Consider the following 15,065-nt stretch of genomic DNA (forward strand, 5'->3'; position numbering starts at 1 on the left):
ATCTGTTTATTTATCTAAGCCGTGGCGTTGCAACGACGACTTCGGCGTTCTGAGCGCGGTGGCGCAAAAAGTGATCCATTAAGGTGAGTGCCATCATTGCTTCAGCGATCGGCGTGGCACGAATGCCTACACAAGGATCGTGACGACCCTTGGTGATGACCTCAACGGGCTGACCATAGACATCGATCGAGCGCCCCGGTGTAGTAATACTCGAGGTTGGCTTAAGCGCGATGCTGGCGACAATGGACTGACCCGATGAGATTCCTCCCAGCACCCCGCCTGCGTTATTGGAGAGAAACCCTGTCGGCATTATCTCATCACGGTGTTCGCTGCCCCGCTGGGCGATGCTGGCAAAACCGGCACCGATTTCCACACCCTTGACCGCATTGATGCTCATCAGACCATGCGCGAGCTCGGCATCGAGGCGGTCAAAGATCGGTTCGCCCAACCCCGGCGGCACGCCCTCGGCAACCACGGTAATCTTGGCCCCTACCGAGTCCTGGTCACGCCGGAGTTGATCCATGTAGGCCTCCAACTCCGGCACCTTGTCGGGGTCAGGGCTGAAAAAAGCGTTCTGATCGACGCTTTCCCATGTCCTGAACTCAATCTCGATCGGACCCAGTTGGCTCATGTACCCACGAATTTGAATGCCATGGCTGGCCAGAAACTTCTTGGCAATCGCGCCAGCGGCAACGCGCATTGCGGTTTCCCGCGCGCTGGAACGGCCACCACCACGATAGTCACGAACACCATATTTATGGTGGTAGGTGTAATCAGCATGCGCTGGCCGAAACTGATCCTTAATCTGGGAGTAGTCCTTGGAACGCTGATCGGTATTCTCGATCAAAAGGCCAATGGGCGTACCTGTGGTTCTACCCTCGAATACACCGGAAAGAATACGCACCTGATCAGGCTCACGCCGCTGAGTCGTATGGCGCGAGCTGCCGGGACGGCGGCGGTCCAGATCGTGCTGTAGATCCGCTTCACTAAGCTCAAGCCCCGGGGGACAGCCGTCAACAATAGCGCCTAGTGCGATGCCATGGCTCTCGCCGAAGGTGGTAACAGTAAAAAGCTTGCCGAAGGTATTACCGGACATGTCGGGGTTCCTGACTGACTAACGACAACTCGCTAAAGGTCATGGATTTGCGCGCTCAGGCGAAGGCCGGCGCATATGTTTCAAGCTCGCTGGCCGTCAGCGCAAAGACACCATGGCCACCGCGTTCGAATTCGAGCCAGAGAAAAGGGACTTCGGGAAATGACTCGATCAAATGACGTTCCGAATTCCCTACCTCAACGATCAACACCCCATCATCGCTGAGATACTCACGCGCCTGGCGCAGCATACGGCGCACCAGATCGAGCCCGTCATCCCCCGAACCCAGTGCGATTGCGGGTTCATGGCGAAACTCTGCAGGCATAGCGGCAAGATCGCGCGCATCGACATAAGGCGGGTTGGAAACGATCAGCTCGAAACGCTGGCCTTCGAGGCCCTCGAATAGATCAGAGACCACCGCCTTGACTCGGGTGCCGACATCGTGGCGCGTAATATTGATCCTGGCAACCTCAAGCGCCTCTGGGCTGACATCGGAAAGAATCACCTCGCTGGTCGGCAGCATTAGCGCCGCCGCAATACCGATACACCCTGAGCCTGAACATAAATCGAGAATACGACGCGGCTCGCGTTCCGGGAACCAGGCCGCAAAACCGTGCTCGATCAGCTCGGCAATCGGCGAGCGCGGGATCAATACGCGCTCGTCAACGTTGAACGGATAGCCAGCGAAGAATGCCTCGCCTAGCAGGTAAGGCAGTGGCTTGCGTGTCTCGACGCGCGCGCGCGCCAGCGCAACAATGCGATGCCGCTCTACATTTAGCAGCCGCGCATCGAGTACACCGGGATCGACATCATGCGGTAAATGCAATGCACCGAGCACAAGACTGACCGCTTCGTCCCACGCTGAGTCGGTACCATGACCATAGTACAGGCGATGGGCTAGAAAAACGCTGGTGGCCCAGCGCAGACAATCACGCAACGTTACAAGTTCGGCAACGAGCGTATCGTCATCGATACCCAACGTATCGAGGGGGGACAAGGCGTTAGACACGTGCGCTCCCTAAACTGAATTCATGACCCTATGTGAGACTAGTGTAACCCGGCGCGGCCCAGCGGCGACAGCACGATACGTCTTCGTATGAAGACCAAGGGTTCACAGCAGCAGACAAGTCTCTATACTTGAGCCGCATAGAGTGGCCAATGGACAACGGGAGCGGGCATGAGTGGCAATCGTCACGATAACGGCGATGATGGGAACAACGAAGATATCGATGATATCTCGCTGTTTCGTCAGGCCCTGCGCGCCGCTGGCGTAACACCGATCAGGCATAACCGCGCCGACACAGGGCGTCCTGTGCATACGCAGCGCGACAGAGACACATTAGACGCCCGCCGACAGGCCGCCATTACAGCATCCTCAGACACCCCGAGTTCACGTACCAGTGACGGCCGTGTTGACCCCGTGCGCCCCTCCGAATCGCTGTTCTTCGCCCTGCCCGATCTGCCCTACCGTACCGTGCAGCAGCTGAAACGCGGCGACATTGAATGGCAATCAGGTCTCGATCTCCATGGCTACACGATTGATGAGGCTCGTTTGCAGCTTGAAACCTTTCTTCACGAGGCACGGGCTGAGCGTATCCGCTGCGTTCTAGTAGTTCATGGCAAGGCCTGGACGACGATGGCCAGTGATCCGCTAAGCCAGAACCGCTACCCGGTGATCAAGAGCCATGTTAACGCATGGCTGCGTGAGCTGCCCGAAGTATTGGCCTTCTGCTCGGCAACACCCAACGATGGCGGCACCGGTGCGGTTTATGTCCTGCTACGTCGCACCCGCTAAGGTACTACCCTACTAGACGTCACGCTGAGCCAGCGTAAGCAGAAACGATAACGTCGACAACACGCGCCACATGCCCACGCTCAAGATGAAGATGATGGCCACCCGGCAACACATGACGTGCTAAATGACGCACCTGTGCACGTGCTTTAACGCCATGCGGCCTATTGCCTAATATCCCCTGTTCCGCTTCGATAAGTCCGACCGGGGCTTCAATCGCTGCCAAAATCACGTCAACCTGCTCCGGCGTGAAGCGCACCAGAGAGGGACGCAGCAGACGTGGGTCGGTACGAAAACGAAAGCTGCCGGCATGCTCTTCGAGATTTCGTACGACCAGTGGCGCTGCCGTATCGTAATCAAGCGGCGTGACAGCACCCGCCACTCGTGCATTGATCGCATCCTCCAATCGTTCATAGCGCGGAGGTGTCGAAGGCCTGCGCCGTGCGCCCAATATCCCATTACGCAGTTGCACTACCGTATGTTCAGTGGAGGTTGTCAGCAGCCCGGCCAGACCATCGATCAACCACAACCGCTCGATACGCTCAGGAATCGTTCCTGCCATCACGCTTGCCACAATCGCGCCCAACGAATGTGCCAGCAGCGTAGCCCGCTCCAGTTTCAGCGCATCGAGCGCATCAAGAACATCGTGAATATAATCCCACAAGGCGTAATCAACACGGGGCGGTAACCATTCCGACTGACCATGACCGGCAAAGTCGATCGCCACGATACGGATGTCCAACTGTTTAACGAGCAGCGGTGCCAGGCGTGAAAACGTTGCCGCGTTATCTAGCCAGCCGTGCAGAGCAAGCCAGGTGGGCGCATCATCACGCCCCCATACGAGAGCAGCAAGACGCCCATCGACGAGAGAAATTGATCGCGGCTCGGTACATGTATTCATCAATTGTTCCGCTTAGTCCAGAGTATTCGAACTGATCGAGTTGTGTAGCGTTAGCGCTGCTAGGCGCGGCTCACGTAATAGGATTACCATGTCTTACTTTTCACGCTAAGTATATGCTAGGGAGAATGTGTGTCACCGCCACGCCGCAACAATCGTCGCCGTAATACCGTGTTTTTCATCGTTGTCATCGCCGCATTGGCTTACGCCTTCATGACATTACCGGGATAACGGCACCATGAACCTGCTCAACATTTTTATCGAAACGCTTAATGCCACCATACCGGTCTTTGCCATGGTACTGCTCGGCGTGGCGTTGAAATATCTCAAATGGATTGATCATTCATTTATCAATACGGCTTCGAAGCTGGTGTTCCGTGGCGCCCTGCCAACGTTGATCTTTCTGAGTATCATTGATGCCGACCTGACGACTGCGCTGATTCCTGGCCTGATGATCTACTTTGCGCTTGCTACGCTGATCGCATTTCTAATCTCTTGGGCGTGGGCAGTCAAGCGCATCGACCGAGCCGATCGCGGGGTCTATGTGCAAGGTGCATTCCGAGGCAATGGCAGCATCCTAGGCCTTGCTTTGGCGGGCACCATGTATGGCGACTATGGCCTCTCAGTCGGCGGCATTCTGGCGAGCGTACTGATACCTTTGTACAACATTCTCGCCGTCATCGTGTTATCAAGCTATCAGCCCGGCAAGCGCGCCAGTTGGCAAAGCATCGTCAGAAATATCATTACCAACCCCCTCATCATTGCGGTAGTCGCCGCGCTGCTATTTTCATCGCTGGGCCTGCAACTACCGACCTGGCTACACACCTCAGGCCGTTATTTTGCCAATGTTACGATGCCACTGGCCCTGATCTGTATCGGCGGGACGCTATCGATGACGGCTATTCGCGAGTCAAGTAGCACGGCGCTGGGCGCCAGTTGGATAAAGATTTTCTGGTTACCGCTACTTGCAACAGCAGGCGCATGGCTGGTGGGCTTCAGGGACGCCCAGCTCGGTTTGCTGTTCGTCTACTTTTCCAGTCCCTCGGCTGCATCGAGCTTTGTCATGGCACAGGCCATGGGCGGTAACGCTAAACTAGCCGCTAACATCATTGCCATCACAACTGTTGGTTCAAGCCTTACGGTTACCGCTGGCGTATTTCTCCTGCAACTGATTGGCACCACATAATGGAAAAGGGCCAGTTCCTTTACGGAACTGGCCCTTGGACGTAGAGACTACTGGCTCGCTTAGCGATGTGCCTCGATGATGACATTGAACTGCTCAATGCCACCACCCTCACGGAACGCCTCTTTAGGCATCGGGTTCGAATGCGCCTTTTTGAAGTCGTCACTATTTACCCAGTCACGGAAGGCTTGCTGGTCCTCCCATTCTGTCTCTACCACATAAGGCGCCTGGTTTCCCTGCGGGCGCAATACCTGCATCGCAACAAAGCCTGGTTGCTTGTCGACTTCGCTGGCACGTTTGCGAAAACGCGTCTCGAATTCCTCGGCATATTCATCGATGACCAATACCCGGTTGGTAACGATATACCCCATCGCACGCTTCTCCTGCCTTATCTCAAATAGCCGCAGCGGTAGCCGGTGTCACATGCTGCTTGAGTGTGGAGCAACCTGCCGCCCAGACATCCGCTTCCAGCGCGACAACATCGGCAGTACCTAGCGGTAGACGTGCCTGCATACCTCCATCAACTAATCGACCGACGAGATCACCGACCAGTGGCATGTGGCTGACGACAAGCCAGGGCGTCTCATCGATGTGTTCAGCCAACCATTCGATTACCGCATCGACAGGCGCATCCGGTGTGATCAAGGGTAACGCCATGATCTCATCGACATGCAGCTGTTGGGCAATGATGCGTGCCGTTTGCTGGGCGCGATCATAAGGACTCGACACCACCCTGAGCGCCCGACATTCATCCTGCGACAGATAAGATTCAAACCAGGCAGCCATGCTGGCCACTTCCTGCTGACCGGTGAGATCCAGTGGACGCTTGGCATCCGGTGTACCCGTGGCGGCCTCGCCATGACGCATGATGAATAGTTTCATGTGGTTTCCTATAAACCTTGGTTCAATTTAGAGCCCTGCTGGGCATGATGTTGAGCGCGAGTAGCCTCTTCACGAGACAGGGTGAACTCGACATCACTACTTTGCTCATTGCGCATTAACATCAGCGCCATCATCTTCGCATCCACCCCTTCGAACATGACCTGATACAACCCACTCGCCAGTGGCATGTAGATCGACTCCTGTCGAGATTTGTCATGCATCAAGCGTACCGTATTGACCCCTTCCGCTACCTGCCCCAACGCCTCAATGGCTTCATCCAGCGTCTTGCCCTCACCGATGGCATAGCCGACGCGATAGTTACGTGACAGATTCGACGAGCACGTCACAATCAGATCACCGACTCCGGCAAGGCCAAGAAAGGTCATGGGATTAGCCCCTTGCGCCACAGCAAAGCGGCCCATCTCTGCAAGCGCTCGGGTCATGAGCATGCTTTTGGTATTTTCTCCCATGCCTAGTGCTGCCGCCATGCCAACGGCAATAGCGTAGATATTTTTCAATGCCCCACCGAGCTCGACGCCATAACGATCATTACTGGCATAGAGACGGAAATAATCACAACCCAACGCGTGTTGTACCGTCACTCGCGTAGCCGCGTCATCACTGGCGATGACACTCGCAGTAAGCTGTTTCTCAGCGATCTCGGAGGCGAGGTTAGGGCCTGACAGAACGCCGACATGAGGATTGCCCGTCTCCTCAATCAGAATCTGGCTCATGAGTTTGAAGCCCTCCTCCTCGATCCCCTTGGTCGTGCTAACCAGTATCTGATCGTTATGCAGAAAAGGCGCGGCGGCGCGTACCACGTCACGAAATGCCTTTGAAGGAATCGCTACCAGGACAAGTTCAGCGTCCTCGAGTACCCATGCAAGCTCGGTCGAGGCCACAACGGCAGGATGAATAGTGAAGTCGGGAAGATAACGATGATTGACGTGGTCATGATTAATGCCAGCTACCAGCTCTGGATCACGCATCCATTGCCGAACACGTGCGCCGTTGGTTGCCGAAATGCTGGCTAGTGCAGTACCGAAGCTGCCGCCGCCCAGCACGGCAATCCGGGAAGTCGTAGACGCCTTGCGTCGAGACTCATCAGTCATGATGCCTTCCGATATCGAACATGGATGTACATTCTAACGAAACGAAAGCAAAACGGTCAGCAATGGCTGACCGTTTATCATATTGCGCCTTGCTGCTGGCAAAATATTTCTTCAAGCAAAGCCATATTAACCATCAACCACTGCGCACTGCCATCATGTATAGCTGCTATTGAACGTCATGTGGACAAAAGTTTAACCATGTCCGCTCATTGCTATCCATACACAGTGCAATACGTCATTTTAAAACAGTAGCCGTAGCCCCGCGTTAATACGGAGTTAAGCCATATTCTTCATGCTTGGCGGCGCGCATTGGCGCATCGTCACGTTATTATGAAGGTGGCTTTTACCAAGAGGCGACAAGATGCGTATTTTATTAGTGGAAGATGACCCTCTTTTAGGTGACGGGGTAGAAACAGCACTCAAGCGCGAAGGCTATACCGTCGACTGGTTAACGAATGGCAAGCAGGCCCTTACCGCACTTGAAACCGACAGTTTCGCAGCGGTTGTCCTTGATCTTGGCTTACCCGGCATGGATGGCATGGAGGTACTCAAGCATTTGCGTGAGCAGCTAAGCGTGCCCGTGATCATCCTCACCGCCCGAGACAGCCTTGAAGACCGCATCCTGGGATTAGACGCCGGGGCCGATGATTACTTACTCAAGCCCTTTGAACTGCAGGAACTGCTCGCACGGCTGCGCGTTGTCATTCGTCGTGCCAATGGCAGAGCAACGCAGAAGCTGAGCGTTGGGCCGCTATCCATCGACGATGCTCGCCATGAAGTGGTATGGCGCAACGAGCCCATCAAGCTTGGACGGCGTGAATATGCCTTGCTGCTTGAACTGGCCAGCAATGCCGGACAGGTGCTCACACGCCCTCACTTGGAGCAGCTGCTATACGGGTGGCAGGATGAAGTGGAATCGAATGCGCTTGAAGTTCACATTCATCACTTGCGCAAGAAGCTCGATAGCAGATTGATCATCACCCTGCGCGGTATCGGTTATCGCCTGGACGATGGCCTGACATGAGGTCGATTCGCCAATACCTGATTCGCAGATTGCTCCTTATCCTTGTCCTCGGCTCTGGCCTGTCGTTGATTGCTGCATACTTCATTACCGAGCATGAGATGGAGGAAATATTTGATGCGCAGTTGGCGCAATGGGCGCGTATCGTTTCCAGCATGCTCGATGAGAACATGAGCGCCGCAGACTATCGCAGACTCGCCGACCGTCTGACTCTGCCCGACCACGAGGCGCGCTATTACGGTATGCCCGGTGACAGTGGAGAAGATCAGACTCTCAAGCGTACTGTCGAACCCAAGCGCTATATCAGCGAAGAGCGCATGCTGTCGATGGGCATCTGGAACAAGGACGGCTCACCGCGCATGATAAGCGCCAAATGGAATGATGCTGGCGTCTTTCCCACACCCGACGGCCATAGGTACCGCTGGGTAGAATATGACGGTGATCGCTGGCGCGTCTTCAGCATGTACGATGCGTCAGAGCAGATATGGATTTCAACAGGGCTACGTGAAGATTTTCAGCATGAACTGGCCAGCAAGATTGCCATGAGTAACAGCATACCCGATCTCTTCACCCTGCTTTTTGCTGCCCTTCTGATCTGGCTGGTGATCCAACGTGGCTTGCGCCCTATCAATGCCTTGTCACACCAAGTCATGCAACGCCATGATCAGGATCTGTCGCTTCTAGCGGGAGATGCCCCCATTGAGCTCAGCGGCCTGCAGCACGCCCTGAACGCTTTTCTTGACCGTTTGCGTATGGCACTTGAACGAGAGCGTCGGTTTACTGCCGATGCCGCACATGAACTGCGTACTCCCCTCGCCGCACTGAAGATTCATCTCGACAATGCCCAGGCCAGTGAGGCGCAGTCGCGCCCATCGTTAATCAAGGCACGCTACGGGATCGAACGCCTACAACGGGTGGTCGAGCAGCTTCTGACCCTTGCTCGGCTCGAACGCGCGCCCAAGACACAGATGGAAGCCATCGACATCTACCCTATTGCGCTACAGCTGGCCAGCGAACTCTGGCCCTTGGCCAACGCACGTCAGCAAACCTTGGAGATGGATGGCATGACACAATTGCATGTCCGCGCCAATCCGATTGAAGTCGGCGTGTTACTGCGCAACCTGATCGATAACGCGCTGCGCTATACGCCTGACGGAGGAACTATCGAAATACGCCTGGAACACTATGAGGGCCGCCCTTCCTTCTGTGTGCTTGATGACGGCCCCGGCATCGCCGCGGACATGATCGACAGAGTGACGGAGCGTTTTCATCGTGCCAACGAACAGCGTATTTCTGGTAGCGGATTGGGACTCGCGATTGTGGATGAGTTGACCAGGCGGCAACAGGCGACATTGATGCTCATCAATCGCACTCCGCACGGCCTCAGCGCAAGAATCTGTTGGCCGACGCCTTAACGGAAGCAAAGACGCAGGCACAGCGTAGAAAGTAAAACGCTGCGGCATTAAAGCCGCAGCGGTAAGGCATTGATTAGTATTGCTTGTTTAAACGGCGTCGTCGTCCTGATCACGCAGGCGTTCGATCAGCGGTGCATTGGTATCGAGCAACGACTGTAATGCCGACAGATAGGCATCACCCCGCACAGAGTATTTACCCAGCGCAGGAATCAAGGCAAGTGCAGTGACTACTTGGCCTTTTGCTCTTAACGCCGCTCGGCGCTCACGTAGTTTTTGATAAGCACTGTGAGAATTGATGTTATTGACATACGCCTGCAGCGCCTCCTGTACAGAGGCAAAGCTCTGGTAACGGCGGCTGGAACCTAACTGGCCAATGCCACAATCTTCACCAAAACAACGAATACCAAACAGGTTATTACCCTCACGGGCAAAACGGGAAGTGCCCCAGCCGGACTCTTCGACTGCCTGGATCAGTACCAATTGCATCGGCAGTACATCCACACGAGCAAGCAAACGGTTCCAGCTGACGTCATTCTCACTGTCACAGTGAATGCCGTACTCCTTGCAGATAGATGCTAAACGCTGACGGGAGCCATTATTCCAGACACCGTGGTCACGCATGGCCATCAACCACTCACGATCGGCATTAATGCGCGCATTCTCCTGTTCAATCAGCGGGATGAGCAGATTGAAAAAGGCGACCTTGCGTTCTGGACCGGCAGGATGAGCGCGTAGGTCCGGCATCTGAAACTGTTCAGCAGGCGCTTGCCCGGTAAACACTTTATCGGTAAGTGTCTGATCGGCAAGCGTCTGAAAAGGAGCACTGGACAGAAATAACGTTAGCACGAGCGTCAATGGACGAAACGATCGTGTCATGAGTTACGTTCTCATGGTTAGAAGGTATCGCTAGGCTAGCAGAATTTGCCTGGATTGGTAGCGATTGGTTTCAACGCTCGGCGAAAATACGAATTGTTGCACAATATTGTCTAAACCTTACCTCCGCCGCCTACCTTGGCTAGTCATCTTTCAAGCAGCGACAGGGCTAAAACGTTATCGGCCCAGCATTAAGCTGGGCCGACAATCTTAGTGGCAACGATTAGCCTGCAAGCATCGCGTTGAGCCTTTTAACGTAGGCGGCGGGATCATCCAGATGACCGCCTTCGGCAATGATCGCCTGATCAAGCAAGATATGGGCTAGATCGTTGAAACCATCACCTTCGCTTGCTTCCAGACGGCTCGTCAACGCATGCTCGGGGTTGATTTCAAGAATAGGCTTAACCTCAGGAACCGGTTGGCCTGCTGCCTCCATTAGTCGGCGCATCTGAAAACCCATTTCATCTTCAGGCAGTACCACACACGCTGGCGAATCCGTCAGTCGGTGCGTTACTCGGACACTTTGTACATTCTCGCCAAGCGCCTCCTTCAGACGGTTAACCAGTCCCTCCTTAGCCTTTGCAGTTTCTTCCTGGGCCTGCTTTTCTTCCTCGCCCTCGATTTCACCAAGATCAAGATTGCCTTTGGCGATATCAACACACGTTTTGCCTTCGAACTCATTGAGATGACTCATCAGCCACTCATCAACACGATCGGATAACAGGAGAACCTCAATACCTTTCTTACGGAAAATCTCAAGATGCGGGCTATGACGTGCAGCGTTGAAACTGTCAGCAATGATGTAATAGATCTTCTGCTGCCCTTCCTTCATGCGTGCAACGTAATCTGCCAAGCTGACATTTTGGGTAGCACTGTCCGTATGGGTAGAGGCAAAACGCAGCAGACTGGCAATCTTGTCGCGGTTAGCGAAATCCTCAGCGGGACCTTCCTTCAATACGCTACCAAACTGATTCCAGAAATTTTGATAACCTTCGTTATCATCCTTGGCCAGCTTCTTGAGCATATCGAGTGCACGTTTCGTCAGTGCACTTTTCATCTTTTCGACTTGCGGATCCTGCTGCAGGATTTCACGCGAGACGTTAAGCGAGAGATCATTGGAATCAATCACGCCCTTGATGAAGCGCAGATAAAGCGGCAGGAACTGCTCGGCGTCGTCAATAATGAAGACGCGTTGTACATAGAGTTTGAGTCCACGCGCACCATCACGCTGATATAGATCGAATGGCGCACGCGCCGGCACATACAAAAGACTTGTATATTCCAGCTTGCCTTCGACCTTGTTATGGCTCCAGGCTAGCGGGTCGCTATAATCGTGCGAAACGTGCTTATAAAAGGCCTTGTATTCATCATCGGATACATCGCTCTTGGCACGCGTCCACAGCGCCTGCGCCTCGTTGACGGTTTCCCAACTAACCGTGACTTCCGCCTCATCGCCTTCCTTCCTCTCCGGCATGCGCACCGGTACATCGATGTGATCGGAGTATTTACGAACCAATGCCTTCAGGCGGTAATCGTCAGCGAACTCAAGCGCATCTTCTTTGAGATGCAGCACGATTTCCGTGCCACGCTCGGCCCGATCAATGGTGGCGATGGTAAATTCACCCTCGCCTCTGGAGCGCCACTCCACCGCCTCATCATGTGCCGTACCGGCCAGGCGCGTGCGCACCACAACTTCATCGGCAACGATAAATCCGGAATAAAAACCAACGCCGAATTGACCGATCAGCTTGGCATCCTTCTGCTGCTCACCTGAAAGCTGCTTCAAGAACTCTGCCGTACCTGAACGCGCAATCGTACCCAAGTTGGCAATGACGTCCTCACGGCTCATGCCAATACCATTGTCGCGAATCGTCACTGTCCGGGCATCACGGTCGTGTTCGATTTCGATACGCAGTTCGGAGTCGCCTTCATATAGGCTATCGTTATCGAGCGCACGATAACGCAGCTTGTCGCACGCGTCGGCCCCGTTTGAAATCAGCTCGCGAAGGAAAATCTCCCGATTCGAGTACAGCGAATGAATCATCAGATGCAGAAGTTGCTTGACCTCGGTCTGAAAACCAAGCGTCTGCTCTTGAGCAACGGTCGTCATGGGTCCTGATCCCTCATGGCATAAATAATGAGATAACGGCCCCGGTTCAAATTGCCTGGGGACATGCCACTGTTAAATGGGGGATCACGCTTGTTTTTCAAGGGAGTGCCCTTTCAGTCCGATGATTTGTTGATCGTTTATCAACACTGTCATCAACGGACCGATAGTGCCCCCTTATCTTGTGCTCTGCTCTGTTAGTTGGCCGCTTGCATTTTGCGCCACTGTCGATATGGATCGAGCTCTTCATCCAGCTTGGCCAGCAGCCATCCGCTGATCAGGACATCATCGATAAATCCCCAGCCCAGAAGAAAATCAGGGATCAGGTCAAACGGTGACACAAGGTAAAGCACCGCCAGCACCATCAGCCCTACCGCTTTTTTCGGCAGGGGCCGATAACGGCCACGCTTCCAGTCGAGCATCATCGGAAAGAAAGTTTTAAGCGCCTTGATAATGCGCAGGATGACATGCCCTCTTCCGGTAAGAAGCCCCAGAAGATTACGTCTTTTTCCACCCTTCATAACGGTTCCCCTACTTTACAATGAGCTGATTGCCATTCTCGGCGATGACATTAAGTTTAGACACTATAAAAACATCCATGCCTAATGCGAGGATGCGCGCCAGACATAGTTATGACAGCAATACTGTTTTTACGTGCCCGGCCATCGAAAGGAGATATTGGGTGACACGTCGATTGAAATTTTCTAACACCCTGCTTGCTGGCCTCGTAACGTTTGGGTTGGTGGCAGCTTTTCCTGTACTCGCCGATGATGGCGCGCTACGCCAGGCCCTCGATGCTGCGCGCCAGAAAGATTGGAACCGTATCGACCATGCCTCAATCAACGATAGCGTACTGGTCGGCTACGTCGAATATCACGAACTCAAAGATCGCCTGCCGCAAGTTGCACCCGCTGAAATCGTAAGCTTTATCAAGCGCTACGCTGATTCACCACTCGCTGAATGGATGCGCAGCGTCGCGCAGGTTCGCTATGGTCAGGCACACCGTTTCGATGCCTATCTGGCAGTCAGCGACGGAGAACCCTCCGGCGCCATCCGTCAGTGTTATTACTATACGGCGCTACTTGACCAGAACCCCGAGCGCGCAGCACTGGGAGGCCGGCAGCTATGGCTGGTGGGTAAATCTCAACCTGATGCCTGCGACCCCCTCTTCGATCGGTTACGCACGTTGGGCAAGATTGATGATGCCGATGTCTGGCGGCGCATGATGATGGCTTGGGAAAATGACGAAACAGGGCTGGCTGACTACCTCGCCAAGCAGCTCAGCGCGGACTGGGCAAACGCAGTTGATGCTTATGAGCTGCTCAAAAATGATTATTCCCATATTACTGCCATATCCCGAACGTTGGGCCCCGGTGGGGAAGCATCACCACAGCTCTACGGCGCTGCCATGTATAACTATACCCGTGCCAATACCGAGGCTGCGCTGGCTGCCTGGCAACGTCTCTCGGCTAATGCCTCTATCAGTGACGAACAGCGTCATACCATCGAGCATGATTTAGCCTTCTATTCACTGGTACGCCATGTAGACGCTAATAGCGCTTGGGTCGATCAAGTACTGCCACGCCTTAATGATGACGACCTGTTTGAGCTACGTGTGCGAAATGCGCTCGCTAGCCGTGACTGGCGTGGCGTATTCGATTGGGTAAGGCGTATGCCGAACAGCATTCGCACCGAAGCACACTGGCAATACTGGCTGGGACGCGCGCTTGAACAGCTTGGCGATGACACGACCGCGCGTAAGGCTTACGCCGCCGCGGCTAATGAGCGCAGTTTCTTTGGCTTCGCCGCCGCCGATAAGCTTAAAGTGCCTTATGCGCTCAACCAGGAAGTGATCAGCGTTAATGATGCACAGCGAGAACACGTCGCCGCGCTGCCGGTAATAAGCCGCATCAAGGCACTCTATCGCATAAATGAGCCAGGGCTGGCACGCAGCGAATGGTATGCTCTGGTAGGACGCAGCAGCGCTGAGGACATTCCGGCTCTGGCTGCTTACGCCCTCTCTCAGCAGTGGTATGACTTGACGGTTTATGCCTCGATCAAGAGCAAGCGCTGGGACGCCTTGAGCTGGCGGTTTCCCCACGCCTATGAACCACTTTTCGTTAAATGGGGCCAGGCGCGAGGAGTAGACCCCTACTTCCTGATGGGGATTGCTCGTCGTGAAAGCGCGTTTAACACCCAAGCGGTTTCACCGGTGGGCGCACGCGGCTTAATGCAGCTGATGCCCGCTACCGCACGACATGTCAGTCAGAAGGAGTCCATACCTTATGACGGTGAAGGCAGCCTGGACAATGCCGAGATAAATATTCGCCTGGGTAGCGCCTATATCAAGTCCATGCTTGATCGCTACCAGGGCAATCGCATCGCCGCAGCCGCCGCTTATAATGCTGGCCCGGGGCGTGTCGATCGTTGGCTCGCCCAGAACGATCAGCCATTTGATCTGTTTGTCGAAAGCATTCCCTATCGCGAGACACGAGAATATGTTCAGGCGGTGCTGTCGTATCGTGCCATTTTTGACAGCCTATCACGAGGAGAAACGCAGGCAGTGGCGATGCTAAATGATAGCGAGCGAGATCGCGCTTACAACAGCTCACTCAAGAACTAACGATTGAAGTAGCTGACCGCACTAATATAAAGGGCGCGCTTACAGGCGCGCCCTTTATACGATGCC

General features: G+C 54.4%; 14 protein-coding genes. 5 read left to right on the plus strand and 9 right to left on the minus strand.

The window, feature by feature from the left end:
- Positions 1 to 10: 10 nt before the first annotated feature.
- Together aroC and prmB are read right to left on the minus strand one after the other, a co-directional pair.
- Positions 11 to 1,096, minus strand: coding sequence for a chorismate synthase (gene aroC / locus C3Z11_RS06880; protein WP_106477213.1), 1,086 nt, complete (start codon positions 1,094 to 1,096; stop codon positions 11 to 13).
- 55 nt (positions 1,097 to 1,151) lie between these two features.
- Positions 1,152 to 2,102 (minus strand): 50S ribosomal protein L3 N(5)-glutamine methyltransferase, encoded by a 951-nt coding sequence (gene prmB / locus C3Z11_RS06885; protein ID WP_106477214.1) that lies wholly within the window; start codon positions 2,100 to 2,102, stop codon positions 1,152 to 1,154.
- 168 nt (positions 2,103 to 2,270) lie between these two features.
- Here prmB and C3Z11_RS06890 point away from each other — a divergent pair, with 168 nt between their 5' ends.
- Positions 2,271 to 2,888, plus strand: a complete 618-nt coding sequence (locus tag C3Z11_RS06890; protein WP_106477215.1) for a Smr/MutS family protein — start codon at positions 2,271 to 2,273, stop codon at positions 2,886 to 2,888.
- Between the two features lie 19 nt (positions 2,889 to 2,907).
- Here the strand turns inward: C3Z11_RS06890 and C3Z11_RS06895 are convergent, their stop codons facing one another.
- The gene (locus C3Z11_RS06895; RefSeq protein ID WP_106477216.1) at positions 2,908 to 3,786 is read right to left on the minus strand and encodes an alpha/beta fold hydrolase; all 879 of its coding nucleotides are present in this window, start codon (positions 3,784 to 3,786) and stop codon (positions 2,908 to 2,910) included.
- 235 nt (positions 3,787 to 4,021) lie between these two features.
- Here C3Z11_RS06895 and C3Z11_RS06900 point away from each other — a divergent pair, with 235 nt between their 5' ends.
- Positions 4,022 to 4,969: an AEC family transporter gene (locus C3Z11_RS06900; RefSeq protein ID WP_106477217.1), complete on the plus strand. Its 948-nt coding sequence runs from the start codon at positions 4,022 to 4,024 to the stop codon at positions 4,967 to 4,969.
- Between the two features lie 59 nt (positions 4,970 to 5,028).
- Here C3Z11_RS06900 and C3Z11_RS06905 read toward each other — a convergent pair whose 3' ends face one another.
- Genes C3Z11_RS06905 through C3Z11_RS06915 form a run of 3 tightly spaced genes read right to left on the minus strand, consistent with a single transcriptional unit; the run spans position 5,029 to position 6,960 of the window.
- Positions 5,029 to 5,337, minus strand: coding sequence for an antibiotic biosynthesis monooxygenase family protein (locus C3Z11_RS06905; protein ID WP_106477218.1), 309 nt, complete (start codon positions 5,335 to 5,337; stop codon positions 5,029 to 5,031).
- A 22-nt stretch (positions 5,338 to 5,359) separates the two neighbouring features.
- Positions 5,360 to 5,848, minus strand: coding sequence for a phosphohistidine phosphatase SixA (gene sixA, locus C3Z11_RS06910; protein WP_106477219.1), 489 nt, complete (start codon positions 5,846 to 5,848; stop codon positions 5,360 to 5,362).
- An 8-nt stretch (positions 5,849 to 5,856) separates the two neighbouring features.
- Positions 5,857 to 6,960, minus strand: coding sequence for an NAD(P)H-dependent glycerol-3-phosphate dehydrogenase (locus tag C3Z11_RS06915; protein ID WP_106477220.1), 1,104 nt, complete (start codon positions 6,958 to 6,960; stop codon positions 5,857 to 5,859).
- 361 nt (positions 6,961 to 7,321) lie between these two features.
- Here C3Z11_RS06915 and C3Z11_RS06920 point away from each other — a divergent pair, with 361 nt between their 5' ends.
- Together C3Z11_RS06920 and C3Z11_RS06925 are read left to right on the plus strand one after the other, a co-directional pair.
- Entirely contained in the window at positions 7,322 to 7,984 is a 663-nt protein-coding gene (locus C3Z11_RS06920; protein WP_106477221.1) for a response regulator, read from the plus strand.
- Positions 7,981 to 9,396 (plus strand): ATP-binding protein, encoded by a 1,416-nt coding sequence (locus C3Z11_RS06925; protein WP_106477222.1) that lies wholly within the window; start codon positions 7,981 to 7,983, stop codon positions 9,394 to 9,396. The genes C3Z11_RS06920 and C3Z11_RS06925 overlap by 4 nt, the downstream gene beginning before the upstream one ends.
- An 87-nt stretch (positions 9,397 to 9,483) precedes the next feature.
- Here the strand turns inward: C3Z11_RS06925 and C3Z11_RS06930 are convergent, their stop codons facing one another.
- The 3 genes from C3Z11_RS06930 to C3Z11_RS06940 form a co-directional block, all read right to left on the minus strand.
- The gene (locus tag C3Z11_RS06930) at positions 9,484 to 10,272 is read right to left on the minus strand and encodes a protein bax (protein ID WP_106477223.1); all 789 of its coding nucleotides are present in this window, start codon (positions 10,270 to 10,272) and stop codon (positions 9,484 to 9,486) included.
- A gap of 220 nt (positions 10,273 to 10,492) precedes the next feature.
- Entirely contained in the window at positions 10,493 to 12,379 is a 1,887-nt protein-coding gene (gene htpG, locus C3Z11_RS06935; RefSeq protein WP_106477224.1) for a molecular chaperone HtpG, read from the minus strand.
- Positions 12,380 to 12,573: 194 nt separating this feature from the next.
- Entirely contained in the window at positions 12,574 to 12,897 is a 324-nt protein-coding gene (locus C3Z11_RS06940; protein ID WP_106477225.1) for a YkvA family protein, read from the minus strand.
- A gap of 161 nt (positions 12,898 to 13,058) precedes the next feature.
- Between C3Z11_RS06940 and C3Z11_RS06945 the strand changes: the two genes are divergently transcribed.
- On the plus strand, positions 13,059 to 14,999 hold the full coding sequence (locus C3Z11_RS06945; RefSeq protein WP_262927280.1) for a transglycosylase SLT domain-containing protein: 1,941 nt from the start codon (positions 13,059 to 13,061) through the stop codon (positions 14,997 to 14,999).
- Positions 15,000 to 15,065: the final 66 nt, after the last annotated feature.

Origin of the sequence: Phytohalomonas tamaricis (assembly GCF_003012345.1) — a bacterium.
In the GTDB taxonomy this organism is placed as follows: Bacteria; Pseudomonadota; Gammaproteobacteria; order Pseudomonadales; family Halomonadaceae; genus Phytohalomonas; species Phytohalomonas tamaricis.

What these genes read in the sequence shown, in the direction of transcription:
- aroC (WP_106477213.1), bottom strand. Translation starts at nt 1,096, where the DNA reads ATGTCCGGTAATACCTTCGGCAAGCTTTTTACTGTTACCACCTTCGGC.
- C3Z11_RS06890 (WP_106477215.1), top strand. Translation starts at nt 2,271, where the DNA reads ATGAGTGGCAATCGTCACGATAACGGCGATGATGGGAACAACGAAGAT.
- C3Z11_RS06895 (WP_106477216.1), bottom strand. Translation starts at nt 3,786, where the DNA reads ATGAATACATGTACCGAGCCGCGATCAATTTCTCTCGTCGATGGGCGT.
- C3Z11_RS06900 (WP_106477217.1), top strand. Translation starts at nt 4,022, where the DNA reads ATGAACCTGCTCAACATTTTTATCGAAACGCTTAATGCCACCATACCG.
- C3Z11_RS06905 (WP_106477218.1), bottom strand. Translation starts at nt 5,337, where the DNA reads ATGGGGTATATCGTTACCAACCGGGTATTGGTCATCGATGAATATGCC.
- sixA (WP_106477219.1), bottom strand. Translation starts at nt 5,848, where the DNA reads ATGAAACTATTCATCATGCGTCATGGCGAGGCCGCCACGGGTACACCG.
- C3Z11_RS06915 (WP_106477220.1), bottom strand. Translation starts at nt 6,960, where the DNA reads ATGACTGATGAGTCTCGACGCAAGGCGTCTACGACTTCCCGGATTGCC.
- C3Z11_RS06920 (WP_106477221.1), top strand. Translation starts at nt 7,322, where the DNA reads ATGCGTATTTTATTAGTGGAAGATGACCCTCTTTTAGGTGACGGGGTA.
- C3Z11_RS06925 (WP_106477222.1), top strand. Translation starts at nt 7,981, where the DNA reads ATGAGGTCGATTCGCCAATACCTGATTCGCAGATTGCTCCTTATCCTT.
- C3Z11_RS06930 (WP_106477223.1), bottom strand. Translation starts at nt 10,272, where the DNA reads ATGACACGATCGTTTCGTCCATTGACGCTCGTGCTAACGTTATTTCTG.
- htpG (WP_106477224.1), bottom strand. Translation starts at nt 12,379, where the DNA reads ATGACGACCGTTGCTCAAGAGCAGACGCTTGGTTTTCAGACCGAGGTC.
- C3Z11_RS06940 (WP_106477225.1), bottom strand. Translation starts at nt 12,897, where the DNA reads ATGAAGGGTGGAAAAAGACGTAATCTTCTGGGGCTTCTTACCGGAAGA.